The sequence below is a fragment of the Flavobacterium sp. genome (genome assembly GCF_024305175.1).
In the GTDB taxonomy this organism is placed as follows: Bacteria; Bacteroidota; Bacteroidia; order Flavobacteriales; family Flavobacteriaceae; genus Flavobacterium.
On sequence record NZ_JAMWYY010000016.1, the window covers coordinates 1 to 24,322 of the forward strand.

Sequence of the window (24,322 nt, forward strand, 5' to 3'; positions counted from 1 at the left end):
TATAGAGTAGTTTTTTCATTTAGTCAAAATGTTTGGTAAATATACTTAAACTTTAAAAAACAATATATATTTGGAAAATCTAATTAACCAACTAAAAAATATGGAACTACAATACATTGTAATTGCTTCTGCGTTTGCTGTGGTGGTAGGTATGCTGCTGTATCTGATAAAAATCCAGAAAACAAAACAACAGGTCACAGGTATATCAAATGCGGTTGAATTGCGGGCTTTTGAACTGGAAATGCGTAATAATTCCGATAAAGAAAAGGCACAGCTCCGCTTGAACTATGAAAATATAATCAGCAGGAATAAGCTTGAATTTGAAAAGCAGCTAAATCATGCTAAAGATGATTGCAGGGTGCAGCGGCAGAATGAGTATGATAAAGGATATGCTATGGGATTAAAAGCTTCTAACATCACGGTGCAGATAATTCCGTACAAATAGGTAGCTAAAGATGATGGTATCTTTTTTAAAGAAGATATTGTTATTGTTGGTTACAAATACCAATTGCTGTGCAATGGGATACCCTGCCTTCAATCGCATTTAGAAATTACGCACAAGATTTATGTAAAAGACCTTAAGGACGAAACCATCAGGACAATTGTAAAAACGTTGGAAACAGTTATACAAATGATACCTAACTCTAACATGAAGATGGTAAGCAGCTTTAAAGATTTAGGCAAAGAGCTGCTTTCTTTGAAAAAGAATTAAACACCTTCATTCACAAACGCAACACTGTGTGCTGCCACAATAGCGGCAGTCTCGGTACGCAGGCGGGTATTGCCTAACGATACAGCAGCAAAGCCTTTTTGCAGTGCCAGCTCAATTTCAGTAACTGAAAAATCGCCTTCAGGCCCAATGAGTATGGTGATTTTCTGTTTTTGACTTATGGCTGTTTTCAGCAGTTTTTTGTCGGTTTCCTCGCAGTGCGCTATCAAAAGCTGTCCATCGTGTGCAGTATTTACAAAATCTTTAAAGGCAACAGGCTCATTTAATTGAGGCAGGTAATACTGTAACGACTGTTTCATGGCACTTTGCAGTATCTTGCCAAAACGATCGGCTTTGAAAACGGTACGTTCGCTGTGCTCGCAAATAAGCGGTGTAATTTCGCTAATGCCAATTTCGGTAGCCTTTTCTAAGAACCATTCATAGCGGTCGTTCATTTTGGTTGGCGCTACTGCAAGGTGCAGGTAGTAGGGCAGGGGCTCATAAGTAGTTTCTCCATTAATAGTTACGATACATTTTTTATCGCTTGCAAGGCTTATCTCTGCCGTAAACAGGCTGCCTTTGCCGTTGGTAAGTTGTATAGTATCGCCTTCCTTTTTGCGCAAGACCTTTACAATATGCCTGCTCTCTTCTTTATCAAAAGTAAAAGAAGTATCGGCATTGCTAATATCTGGGTTATAAAATAACTGCATTACAGGGCTATCCTTGCTTTAGATGTTACTGCGGCATCATTAAACATTTGTTTTTTATACTTGTGGTAACCCACAATACCAATCATGGCGGCATTATCGGTAGTATATTCAAATTTGGGTATGTAGCTTTTCCAGCCATACTTCTTTTCGGCTTCCTGCAAGGCAGTACGTATGCCGCTGTTTGCGGAAACACCTCCGCCAATGGCTACCTGCTTTATACCGGTTTCGGCTACAGCCATTTTCAGTTTCTCCATTAAAATTTTGATAATGGTATATTGTATTGAGGCACAAATATCATTTAGGTTTTGTGCTACAAAGTCAGGATTTTCGGCAACGTTTTTCTGAATAAAATACAGTATCTGGGTTTTAAGCCCGCTAAAGCTGAAATCGAGCCCCGGTACTTTTGGCTTGGTAAAAGCAAAAGCCTTCGGGTTACCCTCTTTAGCATATTTATCTATCAGCGGCCCGCCGGGGTAAGGCAGCCCGAGAATTTTGGCACTTTTGTCAAAAGCTTCGCCCACGGCATCATCGGTGGTTTCGCCAATTACTTCCATATCAAAATAGTCGTTAACCTTTACAATCTGGGTGTGCCCGCCGCTAATGGTCATGGCAAGAAACGGGAATGTTGGCTTATCATAACCTTCCTCATCAATAAAATGGGCGAGTATATGCGCCTGCATGTGGTTAACGGCAATAAGCGGTACCTGCAATGCCATTGCCATACTTTTGGCAAAAGAGCTGCCTACCAGCAACGAGCCCATTAGCCCGGGACCCTGTGTAAAAGCAACTGCGCTAAGCTGTGTACGTTCTACACCTGCTTTTTTTAGTGCAACATCTATAACCGGCACAATATTCTGCTGGTGCGCCCTCGAGGCGAGTTCCGGCACTACGCCACCATATTCTTCATGAACTGCCTGCCGTGCCACAACATTACTCAGAACTTTTTCGTTTTGCAGTATGGCGGCGGCGGTATCATCACACGAACTTTCTATTGCTAATATATATAAAGGTTTTTCTGTCATAATCAGGCACGGTATTTGGAATAGCAAAAACAGGCTGTTGCAGTTTTACAATTAACAAATTTGCATACTTTTGTTCAATAATTGCCGGTAGCTGCCATTGCACAAATTTAAAACAATTACCAGTATCAAAAAATTTAAAAAAATACTCATACGCATTATAATAGGCATCCTGCTGTTTATACTGCTTTTGGGTATAGCACTTTCGCTTCCTGTTGTGCAAACCAAATTAGCGCAGTATGTTACCAAAACACTTAATGAAGACTTTGGTACCAACATACAGGTAGATAAAGTTGCCATTTCTGTTTTTGGTACGGTAAAGCTTAAAGGCGTGCTGATACTGGACCATCATAACGATACACTTATCTCTGCCAATCGCATACAAACGAATGTTTTAAGTTTCAGGCAGCTTACAAAAAATAACTTTGGTTTTGGTACCATAAGGGCAGATGCCCTCATCTTCCACATGAAGACTTATAAAGGCGAAGAAACCAGCAATCTTGATGTTTTTGTAAAATCTTTTGATAATGGCAAGCCGGGAGATGGCTCTTTTCGCCTAAAGGCGGATGAGCTTTTTGTAACTAACGGGCGTTACAGGCTTACCAATGAAAACGCTGTTACCGCTAAAGTACTTGATTTTACAAAGCTTAACGGCGAACTTAAAGACTTTTTTATAAAAGGGCCAAATGTAAGCGCAGGCATCGTTAAGCTTTCGCTTAAAGACCACAGAGGGCTTTTTGTAGAAAATCTTTCGGCAGATTTTACCTACACTTCCACCAATATAATACTGGATAACCTCGACCTGCTAACTACCAATTCAGCACTACAGGGTAATGTAAAGCTTACTTACACCCGCGAGGACATGAAAGATTTTGTAAATAAAGTTAAGTTCGACTTTCAGGTAGATAAGGCCGCGGTAGCTACTAAAGACCTTAATTATTTTTATAATGAGTTTGGCAATAACCGCAAGTTTTACCTTTCTACAACACTTAAAGGGCCGCTAAATAACTTTGTTTTGCACAACCTTAAATTGCTTGATGCCCGCAATAGCGAAATTATAGGTACTGTAAACTTCCGTAATCTTTTTGATAAAGAAGGCCCCGGTTTTTACATGGATGGTAATTTTGACCGTGTGGCCTCAGAGTACGGAAACCTGCGTGAAATAATGCCGCGTATTTTGGGCAAGAGCCTGCCTGCAGTACTTGAAAAGCTGGGCAGGGTAGATATGCAGGGGCATGTAACGCTGACAAAACAATATCTTGATACAAATTTATATGTGCTTTCTGAGCTGGGCGAAGGCGAGGCAGATGTAAACATAACCCAGTACAATAAGCCATCTGAAGCAGTATATAAAGGAGAAGTTTACCTTAATGGCTTTAATGTGGGCGCCCTGCTTGATAACAAAACGGTGGGTACAGCCACGGCACACCTTTCTGTAAACGGCAAAGGATTCAATAAAGAGTCTTTAAATACCATGATTAGCGGCCACATAGACCAGCTTGCTTTTAATGGGTATAACTATAAAGACATAACTATTGACGGTACCATGAAATGGCCGTTTTTTAAGGGCAATATAGACAGTAACGACAAAAACCTCCTGATGTCTTTTGATGGTATGGCCGATATGAGCAGGAAAAGCAGCTTTTTCGATTTTCATGCGCAGGTAGATTATGCCGACCTTGTAGCGCTTAAGCTGATGAAGAAAGATACGCTCTCTATTTTTAAGGGTGACCTTATGCTTGATGCTATCGGTACCAACTTAAACAACCTTGCAGGTAAATTACAGATAACAAGGCTTTCTTACCAAAACAGCAGGGACAGCTACTATTTTGAAGACTTTTTGGTTACGTCATCTTTTGATGAAGAGAATGTGCGGACAATCACATTTAATTCAACAGACATTATTGAGGGCCGTGTAACAGGAAAGTTTGATACTAAGCAGTTACCAAAGCTTGTAGAGAATGCGCTTGGCAGCTTATATACCAACTATTCGCCGCATAAAGTAAAGCCGGGGCAGTTCCTTAATTTTGATTTTACTATCTACAACAAAATTGTGGGCATAGTACTGCCGGATGTATCGGTGGGGCAAAATACAAGGATTAAAGGCAGTATAAATGCTGATAAAGGCGATTTCGATTTAAATTTTGATTCTCCTAATATTGCGCTGAACAACAATACTTTCAGTAACATCAGTATCGATATTGATAATAAAAATCCGCTTTATAATGCTTACATCAGGATGGACAGCCTTAGCTCTAAAAGCTATACCATATCCGATTTTAACCTTATAAATGTAAAGTATAACGATACGCTTCAGCTCAGGGCAGAATTTAAAGGCGGGCGCGAAGCTAAAGATTACTTTAACCTTAACCTGTACCACACTATTAATGAACAGAACAAATCAGTTGTAGGCTTTAAAAAATCTGAGATTAACTTTAAAGATTACCTTTGGTACATAAATGAAGAAGATGAACAGGATAATAAAATTATCTTCAACAAAAAACTGACCGATTTTACTATTGATAAAATATCTATTTCGCATAATGAGCAGCGAATGGAGTTTATGGGTACTATTAAAGACTCTACTTATAAAGACCTGAAGCTGACTTTTAACGATGTAGCACTTGAGAAGATTACACCTTCTCTCGACAGCCTTGAGTTTGGCGGGAGCATTAACGGAGATGTAACGTTAAAGCAGAAACGTGATGAGTACCAGCCACAATCTATGCTTACCATAAACGGGTTAAGGATGAACGACCACGTTTTAGGTGACCTCGACCTGCAGATATATGGAGACCGCAGCCTTAGGAGGTTTAATCTTAGCTCAACTATATTCAAAGAGGAAGAAGAAAGGCTGTACACCTACGGCACAATTGATATTGTAAACAAGCAGACAGAGCTTTCGCTTGATGCTATTTTTACCGATTTTGATATAAGCTTTCTTGAGGTATGGCTAAAAGGCGTTTTCCCTGACATCAGGGGGGTTGCAACAGGGCGGGCGGCTATTGTGGGAAATGTCAAAAAGCCGGAGATAGATGCAAGGTTCTACCTTCAGGATGCAGGGCTTCGTATAGGCTACCTTAATACCGATTATAATTTTGAACAAAATTCAGTATTAGACCTTACCGAAGAGGGTATTTATTTCAGGCGGCCAAAACTAACCGATACCAGGCACAATACATCGGCTTATATTAACGGTAAGGTTATCCATGACTTTTTTAAAGACTGGGCACTTGATTTAAGCCTGGAGTCAGACCGCATTCTGGTTCTTGATACCCAGGATAGCGACGATGCATTATTCTACGGTACAGCATTTATTAAAGGTACTGCCAGTATAACAGGCCCAACAAATGCCTTATTCATTCAGGCTAATGCAGAATCGGAAGAAGGGACTGATATAAAAATACCGCTTAATAATACCGGGGCTGCGGGCACAACGCCTTATATAGATTTCCTAAGCCCGGAAGAGAAAAACAATGCTAACCTAAACTACATAGCAAATACTAAAACGTATAAAGGCCTGGAGATGAAGTTCGACCTGAACATAACCCCTGATGCCAATATCGATATTATAATTGATAAGAATTCGGGGCACGGGCTTTCAGCGAGGGGTAATGGTACTATGCTTCTTGAAATTAACACGCTTGGTAAATTTAATATGAATGGCGATTTCCTTGTAAAAGAAGGTGTGTATAACTTTAAGTATGCAGGGCTTTTTGATAAAGAGCTTACCGCAAAGCCGGGAGGTTATATCAGTTGGGCAGGCGACCCTACAAGGGCCATACTAAACCTTGAAGCTGTTTATAAAACACCTGCAAACCCATCGGTACTTTTAGAAAATGCATCTTTTAACAGGAACATCCCTGTAGAGGTTGTTATTCAGCTTACGGGTAACCTTATGCAACCGCAGCACGAGTTCCAGATCAATTTCCCTAATGTAAGTTCTGTAGTGCGTTCTGACCTCGAATACAGGCTTACCGACCCTGACATGAGGCAAAAGCAGGCACTCTCGTTGCTGTATCAGCGTGCTTTCCTCAGCCCTAACAACGCCAACTCGCTGGCTTATGCACCACTGTTAGAGACAGCAAGCAGCCTTTTTAATGATATCCTGAGTGACGATGACAGCAAACTCCAGGTAGGTGTAAATTATGTGCAGGGAGAGCGTAACCCTTATGTAGAAACCAACAGCCAGCTTGGTGTAACGTTATCATCACAAATTAGCGACAGGATAACCGTAAACGGGCAGGTGGGCGTACCTGTTGGCGGTGTAAACGAGTCGGCTATTGTGGGTAATATAGAGGCGCAGTTCCGCCTTAATGAAGAGAATACCTTTAAGGCAAGGGTGTTTAACCGGGAAAATGATATTAATTTTCTGGGTGAAGGCATAGGTTATACACAAGGTGTGGGTTTAACGTATGAGGTTAACTTTAATACATTAAGGGAACTTTGGCAAAAGCTGTTTACGCAGGAACAGGAGGTAAAGCAGGATAATAATGATGGTACTGATATACCAGATTCTGAGTTGTCTCCGGAGTTCTTGGAATTTGCTGAACGAAGGAACAGGAAGAAACCAAATACAGAAGCAAAAGAGCCGGAACGAATACCTGAAACAGATTAGTTCTCTGGTAAATAAAGCATATTTAAAGCAGCTGATGTTAAATTGAGCTGCTTTTTTATTTTAAAATGCTAAATAAGAGAAAAAACTTATTAACGAAAACGTTTGAAATGTTATAGAATTATTAATGAATTGCATTTACAGATAAATTTATTGTATTAAATTATTAATTTTACAATTAAATATTAAAAAATGTCTGTAAATATCAAAAAGATAGGAGTACTTACTTCGGGTGGTGACTCACCGGGAATGAATGCCGCAATAAGGGCTGTAGTACGTACCTGCGCTTTTCATAATATAGAGTGTGCCGGTATATACCGTGGCTACCAGGGGATGATAGAAGGTGATTTTAAAGAGATGAACGCCCGTAGCGTAAACAACATAATAAACAAAGGCGGTACAATACTAAAATCGGCGAGGTCTAAAGAGTTTATGACAGCCGAAGGCCGCAAAAAAGCACATCAGAATTTAGTAGAAAGCAATATTGATGCCCTTGTGGTAATTGGCGGTAACGGCAGCTTTACCGGTGCCCTTATCTTTAACTCTGAATACAACTTTCCTGTAATAGGCATACCTGGTACTATAGATAATGATATTTATGGCACCAGCTTTACACTTGGCTATGATACCGCGCTTAATACTGTGGTAGAGGTTATAGATAAGATACGCGATACGGCGAGTTCACACAACAGGCTTTTCTTTGTAGAGGTTATGGGGCGCGATGCGGGGCATATTGCACTTAATGCGGGTATAGGTGCCGGTGCAGAGGAGATACTTATTCCTGAGGAAGATATGGGGCTCGACAGGCTATTGGAATCATTAAGGAAAAGTAAGGCTTCCGGTAAATCATCAAGCATAGTGGTTATTGCCGAAGGCGATAAAATAGGCAAGAACGCATTTGAGCTTAAAGATTATGTAGAAGAGAACATGCCTGAATATGATGTGCGTGTGTCTATATTAGGCCACATGCAGCGCGGTGGTACCCCAAGCTGTTTTGACAGGGTACTGGCAAGCCGACTGGGTGTAAAAGCTGTAGAAACACTGCTTGACGGCAAATCTAATTATATGGTGGGGCTTATTAAAGATGAAGTTGTGCTTACCCCGCTTGAACATGCCGTAAAAGGCAAATCTCACATAGATAAGGAGCTTATCCGTGTGAGCGATATTGTATCTATATAAAACAACAAAATAAAACTGTAAACTAAAATCACGAAAATGGCAAAAGTTAAATTAGGAATTAATGGTTTCGGCAGGATTGGCCGTATCGTATTCCGCGAAACAATAAACAGGGATAATGTAGAGGTAGTGGCAATTAATGACCTTTTAGAGGTTGACCATCTTGCTTACCTTTTAAAATATGATTCTGTACACGGTAATTTTAAAGGAGAAGTTGAGGTTAAAGACGGTAACCTTTACGTGAACGGAAAACACATCCGCGTTACTGCAGAGAAAGACCCTTCTGTACTGAAGTGGGATGAGGTTGGTGTAGATGTGGTTGCCGAGTGCACAGGTATTTTTACCACGCTTGACAAAGCCCAGCTTCATATAGATGGCGGAGCTAAAAAAGTGGTAATATCGGCACCATCGGCAGATGCGCCAATGTTTGTAATGGGTGTTAACCACGACAAGGCTACAGCTAATGATACAATAGTATCTAACGCATCTTGTACCACAAACTGCCTAGCACCGCTTGCAAAAGTTATAAACGATAACTTTGGTATAGAAGAGGGGCTAATGACTACCATTCACGCTACAACAGCTACCCAGCTAACTGTAGATGGACCATCTAAAAAAGATTTCCGAGGCGGGCGTGCAGCATTGCTTAACATCATACCGGCAAGCACAGGCGCTGCAAAAGCGGTAGGCAAGGTAATACCGGAACTTAACGGAAAACTTACAGGTATGTCTATGCGTGTTCCTGTAGCAGATGTTTCTGTGGTGGACCTTACGGTAAAGCTGAAAAAAGAAACTACCTACGAAGAAATAATGAGTGTGCTTAAAAATGCTTCTGAAACCGATATGAAAGGTATACTTGGCTTTACGGAAGATGATGTGGTTTCTCAGGATTTTATTTCAGATTCAAGAACCAGCATTGTAGATGCAAAAGCCGGAATCGGCCTTAACTCAACTTTCTTTAAGCTGGTTTCGTGGTATGACAACGAGTATGGCTACTCAAGCAAGCTAATAGATTTATCGGTGCACATAGCATCTTTGTAATACATTTTTAACTTATCCCGTCTTTTACAGGTAAAGACGGGATTTTTATTTTTTTGCATAAAGCAACTTAACATAAGCTATACCCAATACTACCAATACCTTAATATTGCAAACTTAACTTAACTATAAACTAACTCTCAATCATTATGAAATTATTAGTTGACAGTGGTGCTACAAAGGCTGACTGGATTGCGCTGGATGAGAACGGCGACAGGCTTTTTACCACGCAAACGCTTGGGCTTAGTCCTGAAGTTATAAACAGGGAAGAAGCCATAGAGCGCCTTGAAGCACGTTTTGATATATACAATAACCGTAACGATGTAACCAGCCTTTTCTTTTATGGGGCAGGATGCGGCACCGACAGGATGAAAAAATTTATGGCTGAAATTTTTCAGGAGTTTTTCCCTAATGCCGAAGTTACTGTTAAAGAAGATACCTATGCAGCAGCCTATGCCACTAACCCTACTAACGAAAAAGCAATTATATGCATACTGGGCACCGGCTCTAACTGCAGCTATTTTGATGGTGAGGAACTGCACCAGAAAGTTCAGTCATTAGGCTATATTGCAATGGACGATTGCAGCGGCAACCGCTTTGGTCGCGATCTTTTGCGCGCATACTACTTTAACAAGATGCCGAAGGAACTATCTGAAAAGTTTGAGAAGGAATACAATCTTGACCCGGACGTTATTAAGCATAACCTTTATAAAGAGCCAAACCCTAATGCTTATCTTGCCACATTTGCAAAGTTTTTAATACAGCACAGGGAGCACGCCTTTATTAAAGGTATTATTACAGATGCTATGCAGGTTTTTGTAGATAACTACATTACCCAGTATGATAATTCGCATGAGGTACCTGTACATTTTGTGGGCTCTATTGCATTTTACCTGAAAGCAGAGCTTGCAGAGGTTTTACAGAAAAACAGCCTTAAGCTGGGCAATGTGCTAAGGAGGCCTATTGACGGGCTTATAGAATATCACGAGCTAAATTAATAGTAAAACTATATGGAAATAGCCATCATAGCGCATGACGGTATGAAAGCCGGGATGGTTCAGTTTTTAAACAAGCATAAGGATATTCTCATAGGCGAGAATATCCGGCTTGTAGCTACCGGCACCACCGGCAGCAAGGCCGAAAAGGCTGGTTTTACTGTAAACAAAATGCTGTCGGGTCCTTTGGGTGGTGATGCGCAAATTGCGGCACGTGTGGCAGAAGGTAAAACCAATATGGTATTCTTTTTTAAAGATCCGCTGGCAAGCCACCCGCACGAGGCAGATATAAATATGCTGATAAGGGTTTGCGATGTGCATAATGTGCCGCTGGCAACAAACCCGGCGACTGCAGAATTGCTGCTTCTGGCTATTTCACAGCAATCATAGAAATTTCAACATTCACATTTTTAGGCAGGCATGCCACCTGAACCGTTTCTCTTGCAGGAGCGGTTTTTTCATTAAAATAAGCGCCATAAATAGTATTTATACGGGCAAAATCGTTCATGTCACTTATAAATATGGTAGCTTTTATCACATTCTCAAAATCCATTCCGGCAGCTTCAAGTACCGCTTTCATGTTTTCCATAACCTGGCGCGTTTCATCTTCAATAGAGCCTGTTACAAGCTCTCCGTTTTCAGGATTAATAGCTATCTGTCCCGATGTATAAAGCGTGTTGCCGCTAAGTACAGCCTGGCTGTAAGGGCCTATTGGTGCAGGCGCTTTTTCTGTAAAAATAATTTTTTTCATGAGTTAAGAGTTAAGTTAATTTCCTAATACACGGTCCGGTACCTGGCGCTTGTCATATTTAATATCGCTAAGTACAGATGATTTTATACCGATAAAGAAGCCCCAGTAGGTATTATCGCCAAACGGAACCCAGTTAAAATCCATACGCCAGCTAAGCAGGTCGCGCTCAAAGCGTAGCTGGGTAAAAGTTACCCCCTGCTGCACAAAATCATAACCCGACGAAAAACCCATTTTCCAGCGTGGGGTTAAATCAATATTACCCGAAACCATTATAGAGTTACCTGTTATCTTGCTTTGCCTGTTTGCGTTGCTGTAGGTAAGGGAATAGGCAAAACGCAAATCCCACGGCAGCTTTGCATTAAAGAAAGTACCTCCTGTTTTATCTTCAGCATCGGCATCCTCATCTTCGTCAAACATACTCTGTCGCCTGTCGCTCAGGTCTACCGCAGTACCAAAAAGGTCGTCTTCGCGGCCGCCGTTGCGCGCCGTCTGGCTGTCGCCATCCTTACCTTTACCTGTTTTGCCGTCTTTGCTGGAAACAGAGTAATTAACGGTAAAGTTGGCGCTTGTCATCCTGAACAGGCTGCCGCCGTTGTCTATATTATAAAGGTCTATTCGGTTGCCATTATTGTCTATGGCATAGGGGTCTAACGTGGTACCAAAGTTAATGTTCATTTTTTGGTTAAGCAAGTTGGTTCCTGCTGTAATGCGCAGTGGCGACCATGCAAGCGAGTCGGCAGCTATGTTATATGTGGTGGCAAGGTTAAGGTTGTTAAGCAGCATTATTTTTTTAGGCTCTTCTGCTGTTTCGTCATCATTCCTTACTTTGGCTTCAAAGGTGTTGTTTACCGAAAGCCCTATGTTATTAGCAAAGTTATTACCGGGTGCGCCAAACAGGCCGTTTTCAAACCTGGTATAATCCCTGTAATTTCCTGCCGCATCAAGCTGGTAAGTATCCCAATACTGGTCAAAAGCAGGGGTGTAGCTGTACGATACTGCCGGGCGCACAACGTGCCTTATGGCCTGTACTTTTTTATCTTCCCCGAAATTAAAAGTACCATAAATAGTAGTACCTATGCTCGATGAAAAATTATAAGTGCGGTAGCTGTCAAAACCTTTAATGTCACGAATGTCGTCTTCGTTAGTATTGGTGTTATAAAAGCGTTCAACAGTATTCATTACCCAGGTTTCCTGGTAATTTGTGCCTGCCGATACACTAAAATACTTAAATACTTTAAAGTTAGTGCTTAACGGTATGCTGTGCTGTAAGCCTGAACGTGCATCCCTGAACATTTCCGGCTTAAAGAACAGCGAATCGGTTGTGGTGATTCTGTTTTCTCCCCTCAGGTTATATTGCAGGTTTAAGTTCTTGATAAACCCTTTTTTTGGCGCATCTGCGGGGGCAAAAGGGAAAATCCTGTCAACGCTTGCCTGTAACGTAGGCAGGGTCATGTTTATAACTTCAGTATTTGTGTTCTGGCTGTGTGTGGCACTAAGCGAAAAGTTAATTTGCGGTACTGTCTGGAACGTTTTAGAATATGATATTGATGACTGTAATGTGTTGTTAAGGCTTGCACCAATATTGGCAAGGTTTTGCGACTGCCTGTAATACTGGCTGGAACCGAGGTTTACACTTGCAGCAAATCGCGAGTTAGGATTAGCCTTAGCATCCTGGTTGTGCGACCATTGAATGTTATATTGCCTTGAGCGCGCATAGTCAGGGAAACCGCGTTCGCTCTGCACCGTGTTCTCAAACCGCAGGTTAACGTTACCGCTAAACCTGTACCGTTTAGCATAGCTGGACTGAAAGCGCAACCCGTAACTGCCATTGGTAAAGTAATCGCCTAATACGGTTAAGTCATAGTAGTCGCTGAGGGCAAAGTAGTATCCGCCGTTTTGCAGGAAATAACCCTGCCTGTTATTTTCCCCGAATGTTGGCACTATAAAACCCGATTCGGCCTCGTCTGTCATCGGGAAAAAGGCAAACGGTAATGCCACGGGTGTGGGTACATCGGCAATAACCATATTGGTAAAGCCAACCACTACTTTTTTGTTTGGTACCAGCTTAATTTTGTCGGTATAAAAATAATATTCGGGGTCGTCTATATTTTTAGAGGTGGTAAAGCGTGCCCCTTTTATAAAATATACAGAATCGTTTTCTTTCTTGGTTATTTCACCCTTAACACGAAATTCCCCCTGATCGGTGCGCGAGTTCCAAACCCTCGCTTTTTTGGTTACCGTGTTAAAATGTATCGAGTCTGCCTCTACAACATTTGTACCCTGCTTAAAGTAGGGCATTTGGGTGTAGTTGCCTAATGAGTCTTTAATACGCCCGGCATAAACCTCATTTTTTTCATAATTCATTTTTATGATACCGGCTTTCAGCTCTATATCCTTATAATACAGCTCGGCTTCATTATACAGTGTAAGCTCTTTTGTTTCCTGGTTTAGCTCCTCATAGTCTTTTGCCACGCGGTGTACTTCGCCATCCAGTGCCGATTTGCTTCTTTTTACGGTGTCGGGAACTTTTACGGTGCTGTCCGCAGACTTTATTGCCTCTTCTTCCGTTTTAGGTATAAGGGGTTTATTAGTGTCATTTTTTTCCTGCGGAACGGTTACAGACTTTGGTGTTTCCTGTGCCCATAGTGCTGATGTGCCCACTGTTAGGAAAATTGCTGATAAAACGATATGGAGAAAGTTTGCGCGCAACTGTATTAATACTATTTTTGTAAAAAAGTGGCTTATTTTTTGGAGTGTCAAACTTACGATAATTTTGTGAAAATATTCCACCGATTGCATTTTAACACTTACACGTAAATTAACGCTTTAGCATAATGAAAGGGATTAAGGATATTAAACTGGCATTTGTAGTTTTTATTATATTCAGCAGCATTTGCCTGGGGCAATCCGGCTCTAAATTTAAAGTAGTGCTCGATGCCGGGCATGGCGGCAAAGACTATGGTGCCATATACCACGGCTTTGCCGAAAAAAACATTGCACTTAATGTAGCGCTAAAGGTAGGCAAGCTTTTAGAAAAACATTCTGATGTAGAGCTTATTTATACCCGAAAGTCAGATGTTTTTATAGAGCTAAACGAAAGGGCTAACATCGCTAATGATGCAAAGGCGAATATATTTGTTTCAATTCACTGCAACGGCGCAGTAAACCAGTCAGCTTTTGGTACAGAAACGTTTGTTATGGGTTTAACCCGTAATGCCAGTAACCTTGAGGTAGCAAAGAAAGAGAACGACGTGATTTACCTAGAGTCCGACTATAAGGTTAAATATAAGGGGTATGACCCTAACAAGCCTGAAACGGCAATAGGTTTCGAGATTATGCAGCAGGAGTATTTAGACCAGAGTATAGACCTTGCAAGTAAAGTTCAGGATGCCTTTACATATGACCTGAAAAGAAAGAGCAGGGGTGTTAAGCAGGCGGGCTTCCTTGTACTGAGGAATATTTATATGCCCCGGATACTAATAGAGCTTGGATTTCTATCACACAAACCTGAGGGGGAATACCTTAACTCTGAAGCAGGGCAGGACAAGCTGGCAAAAGCCATTGCAGATGCCATACTGGATTATAAGAAAGAATATTTTATACCGCTTGCACAAAGCACTGTTAAGCCTGAGCCGGTAAAAGTAGTCAAGCCTGAACCCGAAGCTGAGCCTGTGGTTGTAAAGCAATCTAACGACAGTAAAGCAACTGCTGACGGCGTCATATATAAAGTACAAATTGCTGCAAGCAGCAAAGACCTTGAAACAGTACCCTCTAATTTTAATGGGTTAGATGATATAAGTAAAGATACAAGTACGTCTGTAATCAAGTATTTTTACGGCAGCACAGGCAGCTACGACCAAGCGAAGGAGCTTCAGGCACAGGCACGTGCCAAAGGCTTTGACTCTGCTTTTGTAGTAGCTTTTGCCAATGGCAAAAAAATATCTGTGCAGGAAGCATTAAAAATTCAGGGTAATTCTAAACGATAGGATATCAATAAAGTAACAGGTGTTTAATTATTATTAGTTTTTTATTCACACTTGTATATTATTTATTATCCTACTTTTGTTAAAAAAATAGTCAGATTTTGAAAGTAACAAGAGAAGTTAAAACAGCAATACTGGTAATCGGTTCGATACTAGTGTTTATTTGGGGATATAGTTATTTAAAAGGAAGGGACTTATTTAACTCTTACCGTACATATTATACAATATATGAAAATGTAGAAGGGCTTTCGCCATCGGCGCCTGTTACCTACAACGGGCTTGTAATAGGCAAGGTAACCTCTATAACTCCCGAAGGGCAGGGCAAGCTGTTGGTGAAAATGCAGGTAGTTAATAATGATGTTTTTATTTCTGAAACCAGCAGGGCGGTTATGAACCAGCCAAGCATAGTGGGAGGGAAAGAAATAGCCATTTTAGCCGATTATAAAAACACTAAGCCTGCAGAAGACGGTTCTTATCTTGAAGGGACAGAAGAACCCGGTATGATTTCGAGTGTTGGGCAGCAACTGGCCCCGCTGCAAAATAAAGTAGAATCAACTGTTGTTACTGCCGATTCATTACTGCATAACCTTAACAATGTTTTTGATAATCAAACGCAGCAAAATCTTCGTAACAGCATTGCAGATCTTAGCAAGACAATGAAAGAATTCAGCCGTGCAACAAGTTCGCTTAATAATATGATATCCGGTAACAAGGAAAAAATTGACGGCACATTTGAAAACCTGAATAAAACTACAGCCAACCTTGCACAGATAACAGATTCTATCAACGCTGCCAACCTTGCACAAACCGTGAGGCAGTTAGAAGGCACCCTTGCCAATGTAGATAATATTCTTAATGATGTTCAGTCGGGCAAAGGTACACTTGGTAAGCTAATGAAGGATGAAGAAATGTATAACAACCTGAATGATGCCTCAAACGAATTGAAGGAATTACTGGCTGATATAAAAAATAATCCTAAGCGATATGTACATTTTTCTGTTTTTGGAAGAAAAGGTACACCATATGTGGAAACAGAATAATAACTTTGCAAAAAGTAGTACAGGGCTAATATATATTTATGAGTTATATCGACAATATCTTATTTGTTTTACTTCTGGCAGCAGGCTTTGGTTATTTTGCAGTTAATGTAAAAAAACTGGTGCGTAATATTAAATTAGGACGCGAAGCCGACCGTAAAGACAATCCTGCAGAACGATGGTCTAATATGGCTATGATTGCCCTTGGGCAGTCTAAAATGGTGCGCAGGCCTGTTGCGGGGATATTGCATATAATTGTATATGTAGGGTTTGTTATCATTAATATAGAGCTTCTTGAAATAATAATAGACGGTATATTTGGCACACACCGCCTTTTCTCTTTTATGGGAGGCTTTTATGGCTTTCTGATAGGTTTTTTTGAGGTGCTTGCTTTTGCCGTTATTGTTTCGGTAGTAATTTTCTGGCTGAGAAGGAATGTGGTAAAGCTATGGCGTTTTGCACATGGCGACCTTAAAGGCTGGCCGCATAATGATGCCAATTATATTTTGTATTTTGAAACAGTACTGATGATACTGTTCCTTACCATGAACGCTGCCGATTTCTATTTGCAGGGTGTAGGGGCAGAGCATTATACTCAGGCAGGGGCATTTCCCGTTTCAGGGTTCATATCTCCTGTTTTTGAGGGTATGCCTACAGATACGGTAATACTTATCGAGCGCGCTGCATGGTGGCTGCATATTATTGGTATCCTCATTTTTATGAATTACCTGTATTTTTCTAAACACCTGCATATACTGCTTGCATTCCCGAATACTTACTATGCTAACCTCAAGCCTAAAGGGCAGTTTGAAAACCTTGAATCGGTAACAAATGAGGTTAAGCTGATGATGGACCCGAATGCTGACCCGTTTGCCGCAGCGCCTGCACCTGCAGAAGGTGAAGTGCCCGCCAAGTTTGGTGCGAGTGACGTGCAGGATCTTAACTGGGTGCAGCTAATGAACGCTTATACCTGTACCGAGTGCGGTAGGTGTACAGCATCCTGCCCGGCTAACCTAACCGGTAAAAAGCTGTCTCCACGTAAAATTATGATGGACACCCGCGACAGGCTTGAAGAAGTGGGCAGGAACATCGATAAAAATAAAGGTACTTTTGTAGAAGACGGTAAAACGCTTTTATTTGATTATATAACACCTGAAGAAATTTGGGCCTGTACTACCTGCAACGGCTGTGTAGAAGCCTGCCCGGTAAATATAGACCCGCTTTCTATTATAATGGATTTAAGGAAGTTCCTTGTTATGGAGCAGAGCGCGGCGCCAACAGAGCTTAACGGCATGATGGCCAATATAGAAAACAACAGTGCGCCGTGGCAGTATAACCAAATGGACAGGCTGAACTGGAAAGACGAAGCGTAGCATGGCTAAGGATGAGATAAATAAAAACCTGAAGACCCATACTGAAAACGGCGAGAACGTTAGCCCGGTATTGCCTGAAGGAATTAAAAATTATCTTATAGATATAGACGGTACCATTTGCGATGATATTCCTAACGAGGAGCCGGAACGCATGGTAACCGCAGCTGTTTACCCTGATGCGCTTGAAACGCTTAACAGGTGGTATGAAGAGGGGCATGTAATTTATTTCTTTACATCCCGCACAGAGGCACACCGCGAAATAACCGAAGAGTGGCTAAACAGGCACGGCTTTAAATACCACGGTATGATAATGGGCAAGCCCCGCGGCGGCAACTACCACTGGATAGATAATCATTTGGTAAGGGCTACAAGATACAGGGGCAAGTTTACAGATTTAATTGATAAAGAGGTTACCATACAGGTTTTTGATGATGGTAAACATGATACATAAAATATGAGCCAGGAAGAGTTAAAAGTTCCCACTATGGCCGAAATGATGGCACAGGGGCAGCAGCCGGAAGTATTATTCTGGGTGGGCTGTTCCGGTAGCTTTGACGACAGGGCCAAAAAAATAACTAAAGCTTTTGTGCGGATACTAAACCGTGCAAACGTATCGTTTGCAGTTTTAGGTACCGAGGAAGGCTGCACGGGTGATCCCGCAAAAAGAGCAGGAAATGAATTCCTTTTCCAGATGCAGGCCATGATGAACATTCAGGTGTTGGATGGCTATGAAGTAAAGAAAATAGTTACGGCTTGCCCGCATTGTTTCAATACCATAAAAAATGAATACCCCGGAATTGGCGGAAAGTATGAAGTGGTACACCACACACAGTTCCTTAAATCATTACTTGATGAAGGCAGGCTTACAATAGAGGGCGGACAATTTAAAGGAAAGAAAATTACATTTCATGACCCATGCTATCTTGGGCGTGCCAATAATGTATATGAAGCCCCTCGCGATCTTATCGAAAAGCTCGATGCTGAGCTTATTGAGATGAAGCGCTCACGCCGTAACGGCTTATGCTGCGGTGCAGGCGGTGCACAGATGTTTAAAGAGCCGGAACCGGGCAGAAAAGATGTGAACGTAGAGCGTACAGAAGAAGCGCTGGAAACACAGCCGGAAATTATAGCTGCCGGATGCCCTTTCTGCAATACAATGCTTACTGATGGTGTTAAGGCCAAGAACAGGGAGGCAGATGTAAAAGTACTTGATGTGGCAGAGCTTATTGCTAATGCACAGGATTTATAAAAAACAGGAGACAGAGATATGTACGTTCCGTTTGAAACATTACCCGAAGATGCCCGCATCTGGATATACCAGGCTAACAGGAAACTTTCTGATGAAGAGGTAGCTGATATAGAGTCGGCTCTCAAAACATTTACAGAGGGATGGGCAGCACACGGTACAGGGCTTGAGTCAAGTTTTCTTGTGCGTCACAACCGTTTTATAATATTGGCCGTAAACCAGGAGATACAACCTGCTTCTGGCTGTTCTATAGATGCGTCTGTTCATTTTATCCAGGAACTTGAAAAGAAATATAATATAGAATTGCTCGACAAGATGAATGTAACGTTCAGGCTTGGTGAGCACATTGCGCATAAACCCCTTATAGAATTCCGGAAGATGGCAAAGAACAAGGCCGTAAGCCCCAAAACCATTGTATTTAACAATCTCGTAAATACAGTGGGCGAATGGCAGGAATACTGGGAGGTACCTGCGGGGGAAAGCTGGCACAGCCGTTTTTTTTAAGCGGTTTTCCCTGCCCAAAGTATTAAGAATCATCATTACGGCTATTCGATAATGGTGATTTATTATTTTAAAAACTATTTGATTACAATGCGGTTAACGGTTTTTTACTTATTGTTGTTCATACAGGTTGCTGTCGCCCAGCAACAGGCAAAGGTATTTGATGATTACAAAACCCCCGCCGAGAAAAAATGGGTAGATAGTATTTACAGAAGCATGACCTTTGAAGAAAGGGTAGGGCAGCTTTTTATGGTTGCGGCATACTCTAATAAAGATACTTCTCATGTTCATGGTATAGATAAGCTTGTAAGCGACTATAAAATAGGCGGCGTTATCTTTTTTCAGGGTGGGCCGGTAAGACAGGCAAAGTTAACCAACCGTTATCAGGCAAAATCAAAAGTTCCGCTTTTTGTGGGAATTGATGCCGAGTGGGGCCTTAGCATGCGCTTAGATTCAACGTACCGCTATCCCTGGAATATGACTCTTGGTGCCGTTCAGGATATGGAGCTGATAGAAATGATGGGCGAGCAGATGGGAATGCAGTCTAACCGGATGGGAATCCATTTTACTTTTGCCCCCGTGCTGGATATCAACACCAATCCGTTAAACCCGATTATAGGCAACCGTTCTTTTGGCGAAAGCAAGAAAAATGTTACCGAACGTGCACTGGCTTATATGAAAGGGTTGCAGAGCCAGGGCGTTTATGCAACAGGTAAACACTTCCCGGGGCATGGCGATACCGCAACCGATTCGCATTATTCATTGCCATACCTGCCTTTTTCTGTAGAAAGGCTCGAAGATCTTGAGCTTTACCCTTATAAAAAACTGTTTGATGCCGGGCTTGCCAGTGTTATGGTGGCTCACCTTAATGTGCCCAGTATAGAGCCGACACCTAACTATCCTACGTCATTATCTTATAATGTTATAACTAAAATATTGCAGGAGCAAATGGGCTTTAAAGGCCTTATTTTTACAGATGCGCTGAACATGAAAGGTGCCAGTAATTTTTTACAGCCGGGCGCAGTAGACCTTGAGGCTTTTCTTGCCGGTAATGATGTGCTTCTTTTCAGCGAAAATGTACCTGTAGCTATAGAAAAATTCAGGCAGGCATACAGCAGCAAGGTGCTTACAGAAGACAGGCTGGCTTACTCAGTAAGAAAAATACTTGCATATAAATACAGGTCAGGGCTTAACAGCTACAAGCCTGTTGATATGAACAATTTGTATACAGATTTGAATGCTTATGAGTATGACGACCTGAATTACAAGTTATATGAATCGGCAGTAACCGTTCTAAAGAATGATACTGAAATTGTTCCGGTTGAGCATCTTGAAAATGAAAATATTGCCTATGTAAAATTAGGTGATGATAGCGGTAATGATTATTTAACCACGTTACAAAAATATACTGCCGTAACCGAGGTAAAAGAAGACACGCTGCCAAAGCTGATGCGTGAGCTTGAAAATTATACTAAGGTTATAATTGGTTATCATAAAGCCGATGGCGCATGGAAGAAACATAACTTTTCGGATACAGAGCTTGCGTGGCTTGATACTATAGCAAAACACAAAAAAGTAATACTTACAGTGTTTGCTAAACCTTATACCCTGATGTCAGTAAAAGATTTTACGAACATTGAAAGTGTTATACTGGCATACCAGAATAATACATTTGCCCAAACGGTAGCCGCCGAAATAGTATTTGGTGCTTTGGGCGCTAAGGGTAAAATTCCGGTTAGCATAAATAATGCCTTCGCTGTTAATGACGGCTTACAGACCCGTGAGTTAGGAAGGCTTGGCTTTACCACTCCGCATAATGTAGGCATGAATACCGCCATGCTTACCAAAATAGACCTTATAGCACAAAAGGCTATTAACGAGAAAATGACTCCGGGCCTTCAGGTGCTGGTGGCACGCAGGGGTAAGGTAATCTATCAAAAGTCATTTGGCTATCATACATATGACAACGAAATGCCGGTGAAAAATTCAGATATATATGATGTGGCATCTTTAACAAAAATGCTGTCTACACTGCCCGACCTTATGCAGTTGTATGACAGGGGAGAAGTTAAGCTTGATGCTAAACTGGGCAAGATGCTGAAAGAATTTTCCCGTACCGATAAAAAAAATATCACCCTTAAAGACATGTTGCTCCACCAGGCGCGTTTCCAGCCGTGGATGGCCTTCTATCAGCAGACACTGGACAGTAACAAACAACCTGATTCTGCTTACTACAGGAAAACGTACAGCGCGGAGTTTCCGTTTCAGGTTGCAGAAAACCTGTATATAAGGCGTGACTATCCTGATACTATTATCGCACAAATTGCAGGGAGCAAGCTTCTGCGCAAAAAAGAATATAAATACAGCGATTTTTCTTTTATCCTGCTTAAGGAATATTTGGAGCGTAAAACAGGTAAGCCTTTAGATAAGCTTAGTGATGTTGCCTTTTATAAGCCTTTAGGAGCTTCTTCTACAACATATAACCCGCTGCGCAAGTTTGATATGTGTATTATTCCGCCAACCGAAGTAGATACTTATTTCCGCCACCAAACCATACAGGGTTATGTGCATGATATGGCCGCTGCCATGCAGGATGGTGTTGCGGGCCATGCGGGCTTGTTTTCTAACGCTATGGATGTTGCCAAGATTATGCAGATGTATCTTAATAAAGGCGAATATGGGGGTAAGCGTTATTTTTCTGAAGAGACATTTAACACTTTTAATACCTGCTATGCCTGTAAAGACGGTAACAGGCGCGGCCTGGGCTTTGATAAGCCACAGATTGAAAAATCAGGGCCAACCTGCGGATGTGTGAGTAAAGAAAGTTTCGGGCATACAGGCTTTACGGGAACAATGGCCTGGGCCGACCCTGAAACAGAGATAGTATATGTTTTTCTTTCTAACCGAACTTATCCTGAAGCAGGTGAAAACCGGCTATCGAAGAACAATATAAGAGAAGATATACAAAAAATAATTCAGGAAGCGGTAATGGATGAAACGCCGCAGACAGAACCTGAAGATAACAACACAAAATAGTTTTATATGCAATCTGAAGCTGTTACACCGCAGGACTACATACAATCATTACCTGAAGAAAGGCAGGCTGCCATGCAGCAATTAAGGCAGGTAATACAGGAAAATCTGCCGAAAGGTTTCAAGGAATGCATGGCCTATGGCATGCTTGGCTATGTTGTGCCGCATGAAACCTATCCGCCGGGTTATCATTGTAACCCTAAGACACCGCTGCCGTTTTTAAGCATTGCTTCACAAAAAAACTTTATAGCATTATACCATATGGGGCTTTATGCCGATAAGGAACTTTATGAATGGTTTGTGTCACAATACCCCAACCACAGTAAGTACAAGCTTGATATTGGAAAAAGCTGTATCCGTTTTAAAAAGCCTGAAGCCATACCGTATGAACTAATAGCTGAACTGCTTACTAAGATGACACCACAGCAGTGGATTACACTTTATGAAACAAATTATAAACGCTGATTTTAGCAGGTTTTATATTACGTTAATTTCATATAAAAACAGGTTTAGCCTGTTTTTTTTATTTAAATTCGTTACTTTATTCTGATACGTTTTTATGAAAATCGCAATAGTATGTTATCCAACCTTTGGCGGTAGCGGCGTTGTGGCTACAGAGCTGGGTCTGGAACTGGCGCGCCGCGGGCACGAAATACACTTTATAACCTACAGCCAGCCCGTAAGGCTTGCCCTGCTAAACCCGAATATATTTTATCATGAAGTGCACGTACCGGAGTATCCGTTGTTTCTTTATCAGCCGTATGAGCTTGCACTTTCCAGTAAGCTGGTAGATATGGTTAAGCTGCACGGCATAGAGCTTTTGCACGTGCATTATGCCATACCCCACGCTTATGCAGGCTATATGGCAAAAAAAATGCTGAAAGAGCAGGGCATTAAAATACCTATGGTTACCACATTGCACGGTACTGATATAACTCTTGTGGGCAATCACCCGACTTATAAGCCTGCGGTAAGCTTTAGCATTAACCATTCGGATATTGTAACATCAGTATCGCAAAACCTGAAGGATGAAACCTACAGGCTTTTTGATATTAACAGGGATATAACGGTTATCCCGAACTTTATTGAAATCGATAAAAAGAAAACTGACATAACATCTGAGTGCCACCGCAGCATGATGGCTACAGAAACACAGAAAATTGTAACCCATATCAGTAACTTCAGGGAAGTAAAAAGGATACCCGATGTTATAAAGATTTTCAACCAGATACAAAAGGTTATGCCTGCCAAGCTGATGATGGTAGGCGATGGCCCCGAGAAAGCGCCCGCCGAGCGTTTGTGCCGCGAACTGGGCATAAGCGATAAAGTAATATTTTTTGGCAACAGCAGCGAAATTGATAAGATTTTGTGCTTTACCGATTTATTCCTGCTTCCTTCCCAAACTGAAAGTTTCGGGCTTGCAGCACTTGAAGCTATGGCCTGTGGCGTACCTGTAATATCGAGTAACACCGGCGGCTTACCGGAGGTGAACAGGGAAGGTTTTTCAGGCTATTTAGGTAATGTGGGCGATGTGGATTATATGGCGCAAAAAGCCATATCTATTTTAAGTGATGATAATGTATTATATCAATTTAAGTCTAACGCTTTAAAAGTGGCACAGGAATTTGATATACACCAGGTAATGCCGATGTATGAAAACCTGTACCGCAAAGCTTTAAAACAATCCGTATGAAACAGTTAACATTAATATGCCTTTTGGCAATATCACTTTTTGGCTGTAACAGTAAAAAAGCAGCTACTAACGGAGAAGAATTTACAATACTCGCCCAAAGCGGCTATGGAGGTCGTCATACGGAATCGCACGAGCTTGTGAAAAATGAGCAGCAGTTTTTGGCACTTTGCAAGGAGCTTAACATAGAGACCATACCACAGGTAGATTTTACCAAAAATAATGTAGTAGCGGTATTTATGGGGCAAAAGAGAAGCGGTGGCTACAGCATCACTGTAGAGAAAGTAGTTATAGATGGCAATACCGCACAGGTGTTAGTTAAAAACACACTTCCTGAACAGGGCGCTATGGTAACTATGGCACTTACGGCACCATATTGTGTAGCTGCCATACCTAAAACCGATAAAGTTATTGTTAAGGAAAACCCGGTACTGATAGAAAAATAA

Annotated in this window: 21 protein-coding genes; 17 read left to right on the forward strand and 4 right to left on the reverse strand. The window is 41.5% G+C overall.

What is annotated here, in order from left to right:
- Nucleotides 1-100 precede the first annotated feature (100 nt).
- Nucleotides 101-445 carry a hypothetical protein gene (locus Q0K96_RS05625; protein ID WP_297333028.1) on the forward strand — a complete coding sequence of 115 codons (345 nt, stop codon included), beginning with the start codon at nt 101-103 and terminating at the stop codon, nt 443-445.
- A 63-nt stretch (nt 446-508) separates the two neighbouring features.
- The gene (locus tag Q0K96_RS05630; RefSeq protein WP_297333029.1) at nt 509-712 is read left to right on the forward strand and encodes a hypothetical protein; all 204 of its coding nucleotides are present in this window, start codon (nt 509-511) and stop codon (nt 710-712) included.
- Here the strand turns inward: Q0K96_RS05630 and Q0K96_RS05635 are convergent.
- Both Q0K96_RS05635 and tsaD read right to left on the reverse strand, forming a co-directional pair.
- Nucleotides 709-1,419 carry a 16S rRNA (uracil(1498)-N(3))-methyltransferase gene (locus tag Q0K96_RS05635; protein WP_297333030.1) on the reverse strand — a complete coding sequence of 237 codons (711 nt, stop codon included), beginning with the start codon at nt 1,417-1,419 and terminating at the stop codon, nt 709-711. The two genes, Q0K96_RS05630 and Q0K96_RS05635, sit on opposite strands and share 4 nt — an antisense overlap.
- The gene (gene tsaD, locus Q0K96_RS05640) at nt 1,419-2,441 is read right to left on the reverse strand and encodes a tRNA (adenosine(37)-N6)-threonylcarbamoyltransferase complex transferase subunit TsaD (RefSeq protein WP_297333031.1); all 1,023 of its coding nucleotides are present in this window, start codon (nt 2,439-2,441) and stop codon (nt 1,419-1,421) included. Before tsaD ends, Q0K96_RS05635 begins: the two co-directional genes overlap by 1 nt.
- A gap of 97 nt (nt 2,442-2,538) precedes the next feature.
- Here tsaD and Q0K96_RS05645 point away from each other — a divergent pair, with 97 nt between their 5' ends.
- The 5 genes from Q0K96_RS05645 (at nt 2,539) to Q0K96_RS05665 (ending at nt 10,652) form a co-directional block, all read left to right on the forward strand.
- Nucleotides 2,539-7,056, forward strand: a complete 4,518-nt coding sequence (locus Q0K96_RS05645; protein ID WP_297333032.1) for a translocation/assembly module TamB — start codon at nt 2,539-2,541, stop codon at nt 7,054-7,056.
- A gap of 189 nt (nt 7,057-7,245) precedes the next feature.
- Nucleotides 7,246-8,232, forward strand: coding sequence for a 6-phosphofructokinase (gene pfkA / locus Q0K96_RS05650; protein ID WP_297333033.1), 987 nt, complete (start codon nt 7,246-7,248; stop codon nt 8,230-8,232).
- A gap of 36 nt (nt 8,233-8,268) precedes the next feature.
- A complete protein-coding gene (gene gap / locus Q0K96_RS05655; protein WP_297333034.1) occupies nt 8,269-9,270 on the forward strand; it encodes a type I glyceraldehyde-3-phosphate dehydrogenase in 1,002 nt (333 codons plus the stop codon).
- Nucleotides 9,271-9,416: 146 nt separating this feature from the next.
- A complete protein-coding gene (locus Q0K96_RS05660) occupies nt 9,417-10,265 on the forward strand; it encodes a BadF/BadG/BcrA/BcrD ATPase family protein (RefSeq protein ID WP_297333035.1) in 849 nt (282 codons plus the stop codon).
- A 12-nt stretch (nt 10,266-10,277) separates the two neighbouring features.
- Nucleotides 10,278-10,652, forward strand: a complete 375-nt coding sequence (locus Q0K96_RS05665; RefSeq protein ID WP_297333036.1) for a methylglyoxal synthase — start codon at nt 10,278-10,280, stop codon at nt 10,650-10,652.
- Here the strand turns inward: Q0K96_RS05665 and Q0K96_RS05670 are convergent.
- Both Q0K96_RS05670 and Q0K96_RS05675 read right to left on the reverse strand, forming a co-directional pair.
- Nucleotides 10,633-11,013 (reverse strand): RidA family protein, encoded by a 381-nt coding sequence (locus Q0K96_RS05670; protein ID WP_297333037.1) that lies wholly within the window; start codon nt 11,011-11,013, stop codon nt 10,633-10,635. The two genes, Q0K96_RS05665 and Q0K96_RS05670, sit on opposite strands and share 20 nt — an antisense overlap.
- A 15-nt stretch (nt 11,014-11,028) precedes the next feature.
- Complete coding sequence (locus tag Q0K96_RS05675; RefSeq protein WP_297333038.1) at nt 11,029-13,812, reverse strand: putative LPS assembly protein LptD; 2,784 nt, start codon at nt 13,810-13,812, stop codon at nt 11,029-11,031.
- A gap of 35 nt (nt 13,813-13,847) precedes the next feature.
- Between Q0K96_RS05675 and Q0K96_RS05680 the strand changes: the two genes are divergently transcribed.
- The 10 genes from Q0K96_RS05680 to Q0K96_RS05725 all read left to right on the forward strand — a co-directional run bounded on the left by Q0K96_RS05680 (nt 13,848) and on the right by Q0K96_RS05725 (nt 24,322).
- Nucleotides 13,848-14,999, forward strand: coding sequence for an N-acetylmuramoyl-L-alanine amidase (locus tag Q0K96_RS05680; protein WP_297333039.1), 1,152 nt, complete (start codon nt 13,848-13,850; stop codon nt 14,997-14,999).
- A gap of 98 nt (nt 15,000-15,097) precedes the next feature.
- Entirely contained in the window at nt 15,098-16,036 is a 939-nt protein-coding gene (locus tag Q0K96_RS05685; RefSeq protein WP_297333040.1) for an MlaD family protein, read from the forward strand.
- Between the two features lie 38 nt (nt 16,037-16,074).
- Complete coding sequence (locus tag Q0K96_RS05690; protein ID WP_297333041.1) at nt 16,075-17,406, forward strand: (Fe-S)-binding protein; 1,332 nt, start codon at nt 16,075-16,077, stop codon at nt 17,404-17,406.
- A 1-nt stretch (nt 17,407) separates the two neighbouring features.
- The gene (locus Q0K96_RS05695; RefSeq protein ID WP_297333042.1) at nt 17,408-17,857 is read left to right on the forward strand and encodes a phosphoheptose isomerase; all 450 of its coding nucleotides are present in this window, start codon (nt 17,408-17,410) and stop codon (nt 17,855-17,857) included.
- A 3-nt stretch (nt 17,858-17,860) separates the two neighbouring features.
- Entirely contained in the window at nt 17,861-18,655 is a 795-nt protein-coding gene (locus Q0K96_RS05700) for a (Fe-S)-binding protein (protein WP_297333043.1), read from the forward strand.
- Between the two features lie 18 nt (nt 18,656-18,673).
- The gene (locus Q0K96_RS05705; RefSeq protein ID WP_297333044.1) at nt 18,674-19,156 is read left to right on the forward strand and encodes an ABC transporter ATPase; all 483 of its coding nucleotides are present in this window, start codon (nt 18,674-18,676) and stop codon (nt 19,154-19,156) included.
- Nucleotides 19,157-19,243: 87 nt separating this feature from the next.
- On the forward strand, nt 19,244-22,189 hold the full coding sequence (locus Q0K96_RS05710; RefSeq protein WP_297333045.1) for a glycoside hydrolase family 3 N-terminal domain-containing protein: 2,946 nt from the start codon (nt 19,244-19,246) through the stop codon (nt 22,187-22,189).
- A gap of 6 nt (nt 22,190-22,195) precedes the next feature.
- Nucleotides 22,196-22,651, forward strand: coding sequence for a DUF1801 domain-containing protein (locus Q0K96_RS05715; protein WP_297333046.1), 456 nt, complete (start codon nt 22,196-22,198; stop codon nt 22,649-22,651).
- 94 nt (nt 22,652-22,745) lie between these two features.
- Nucleotides 22,746-23,879, forward strand: a complete 1,134-nt coding sequence (bshA, locus tag Q0K96_RS05720; RefSeq protein ID WP_297333047.1) for an N-acetyl-alpha-D-glucosaminyl L-malate synthase BshA — start codon at nt 22,746-22,748, stop codon at nt 23,877-23,879.
- Entirely contained in the window at nt 23,876-24,322 is a 447-nt protein-coding gene (locus tag Q0K96_RS05725) for a protease complex subunit PrcB family protein (protein ID WP_297333048.1), read from the forward strand. The genes bshA and Q0K96_RS05725 overlap by 4 nt, the downstream gene beginning before the upstream one ends.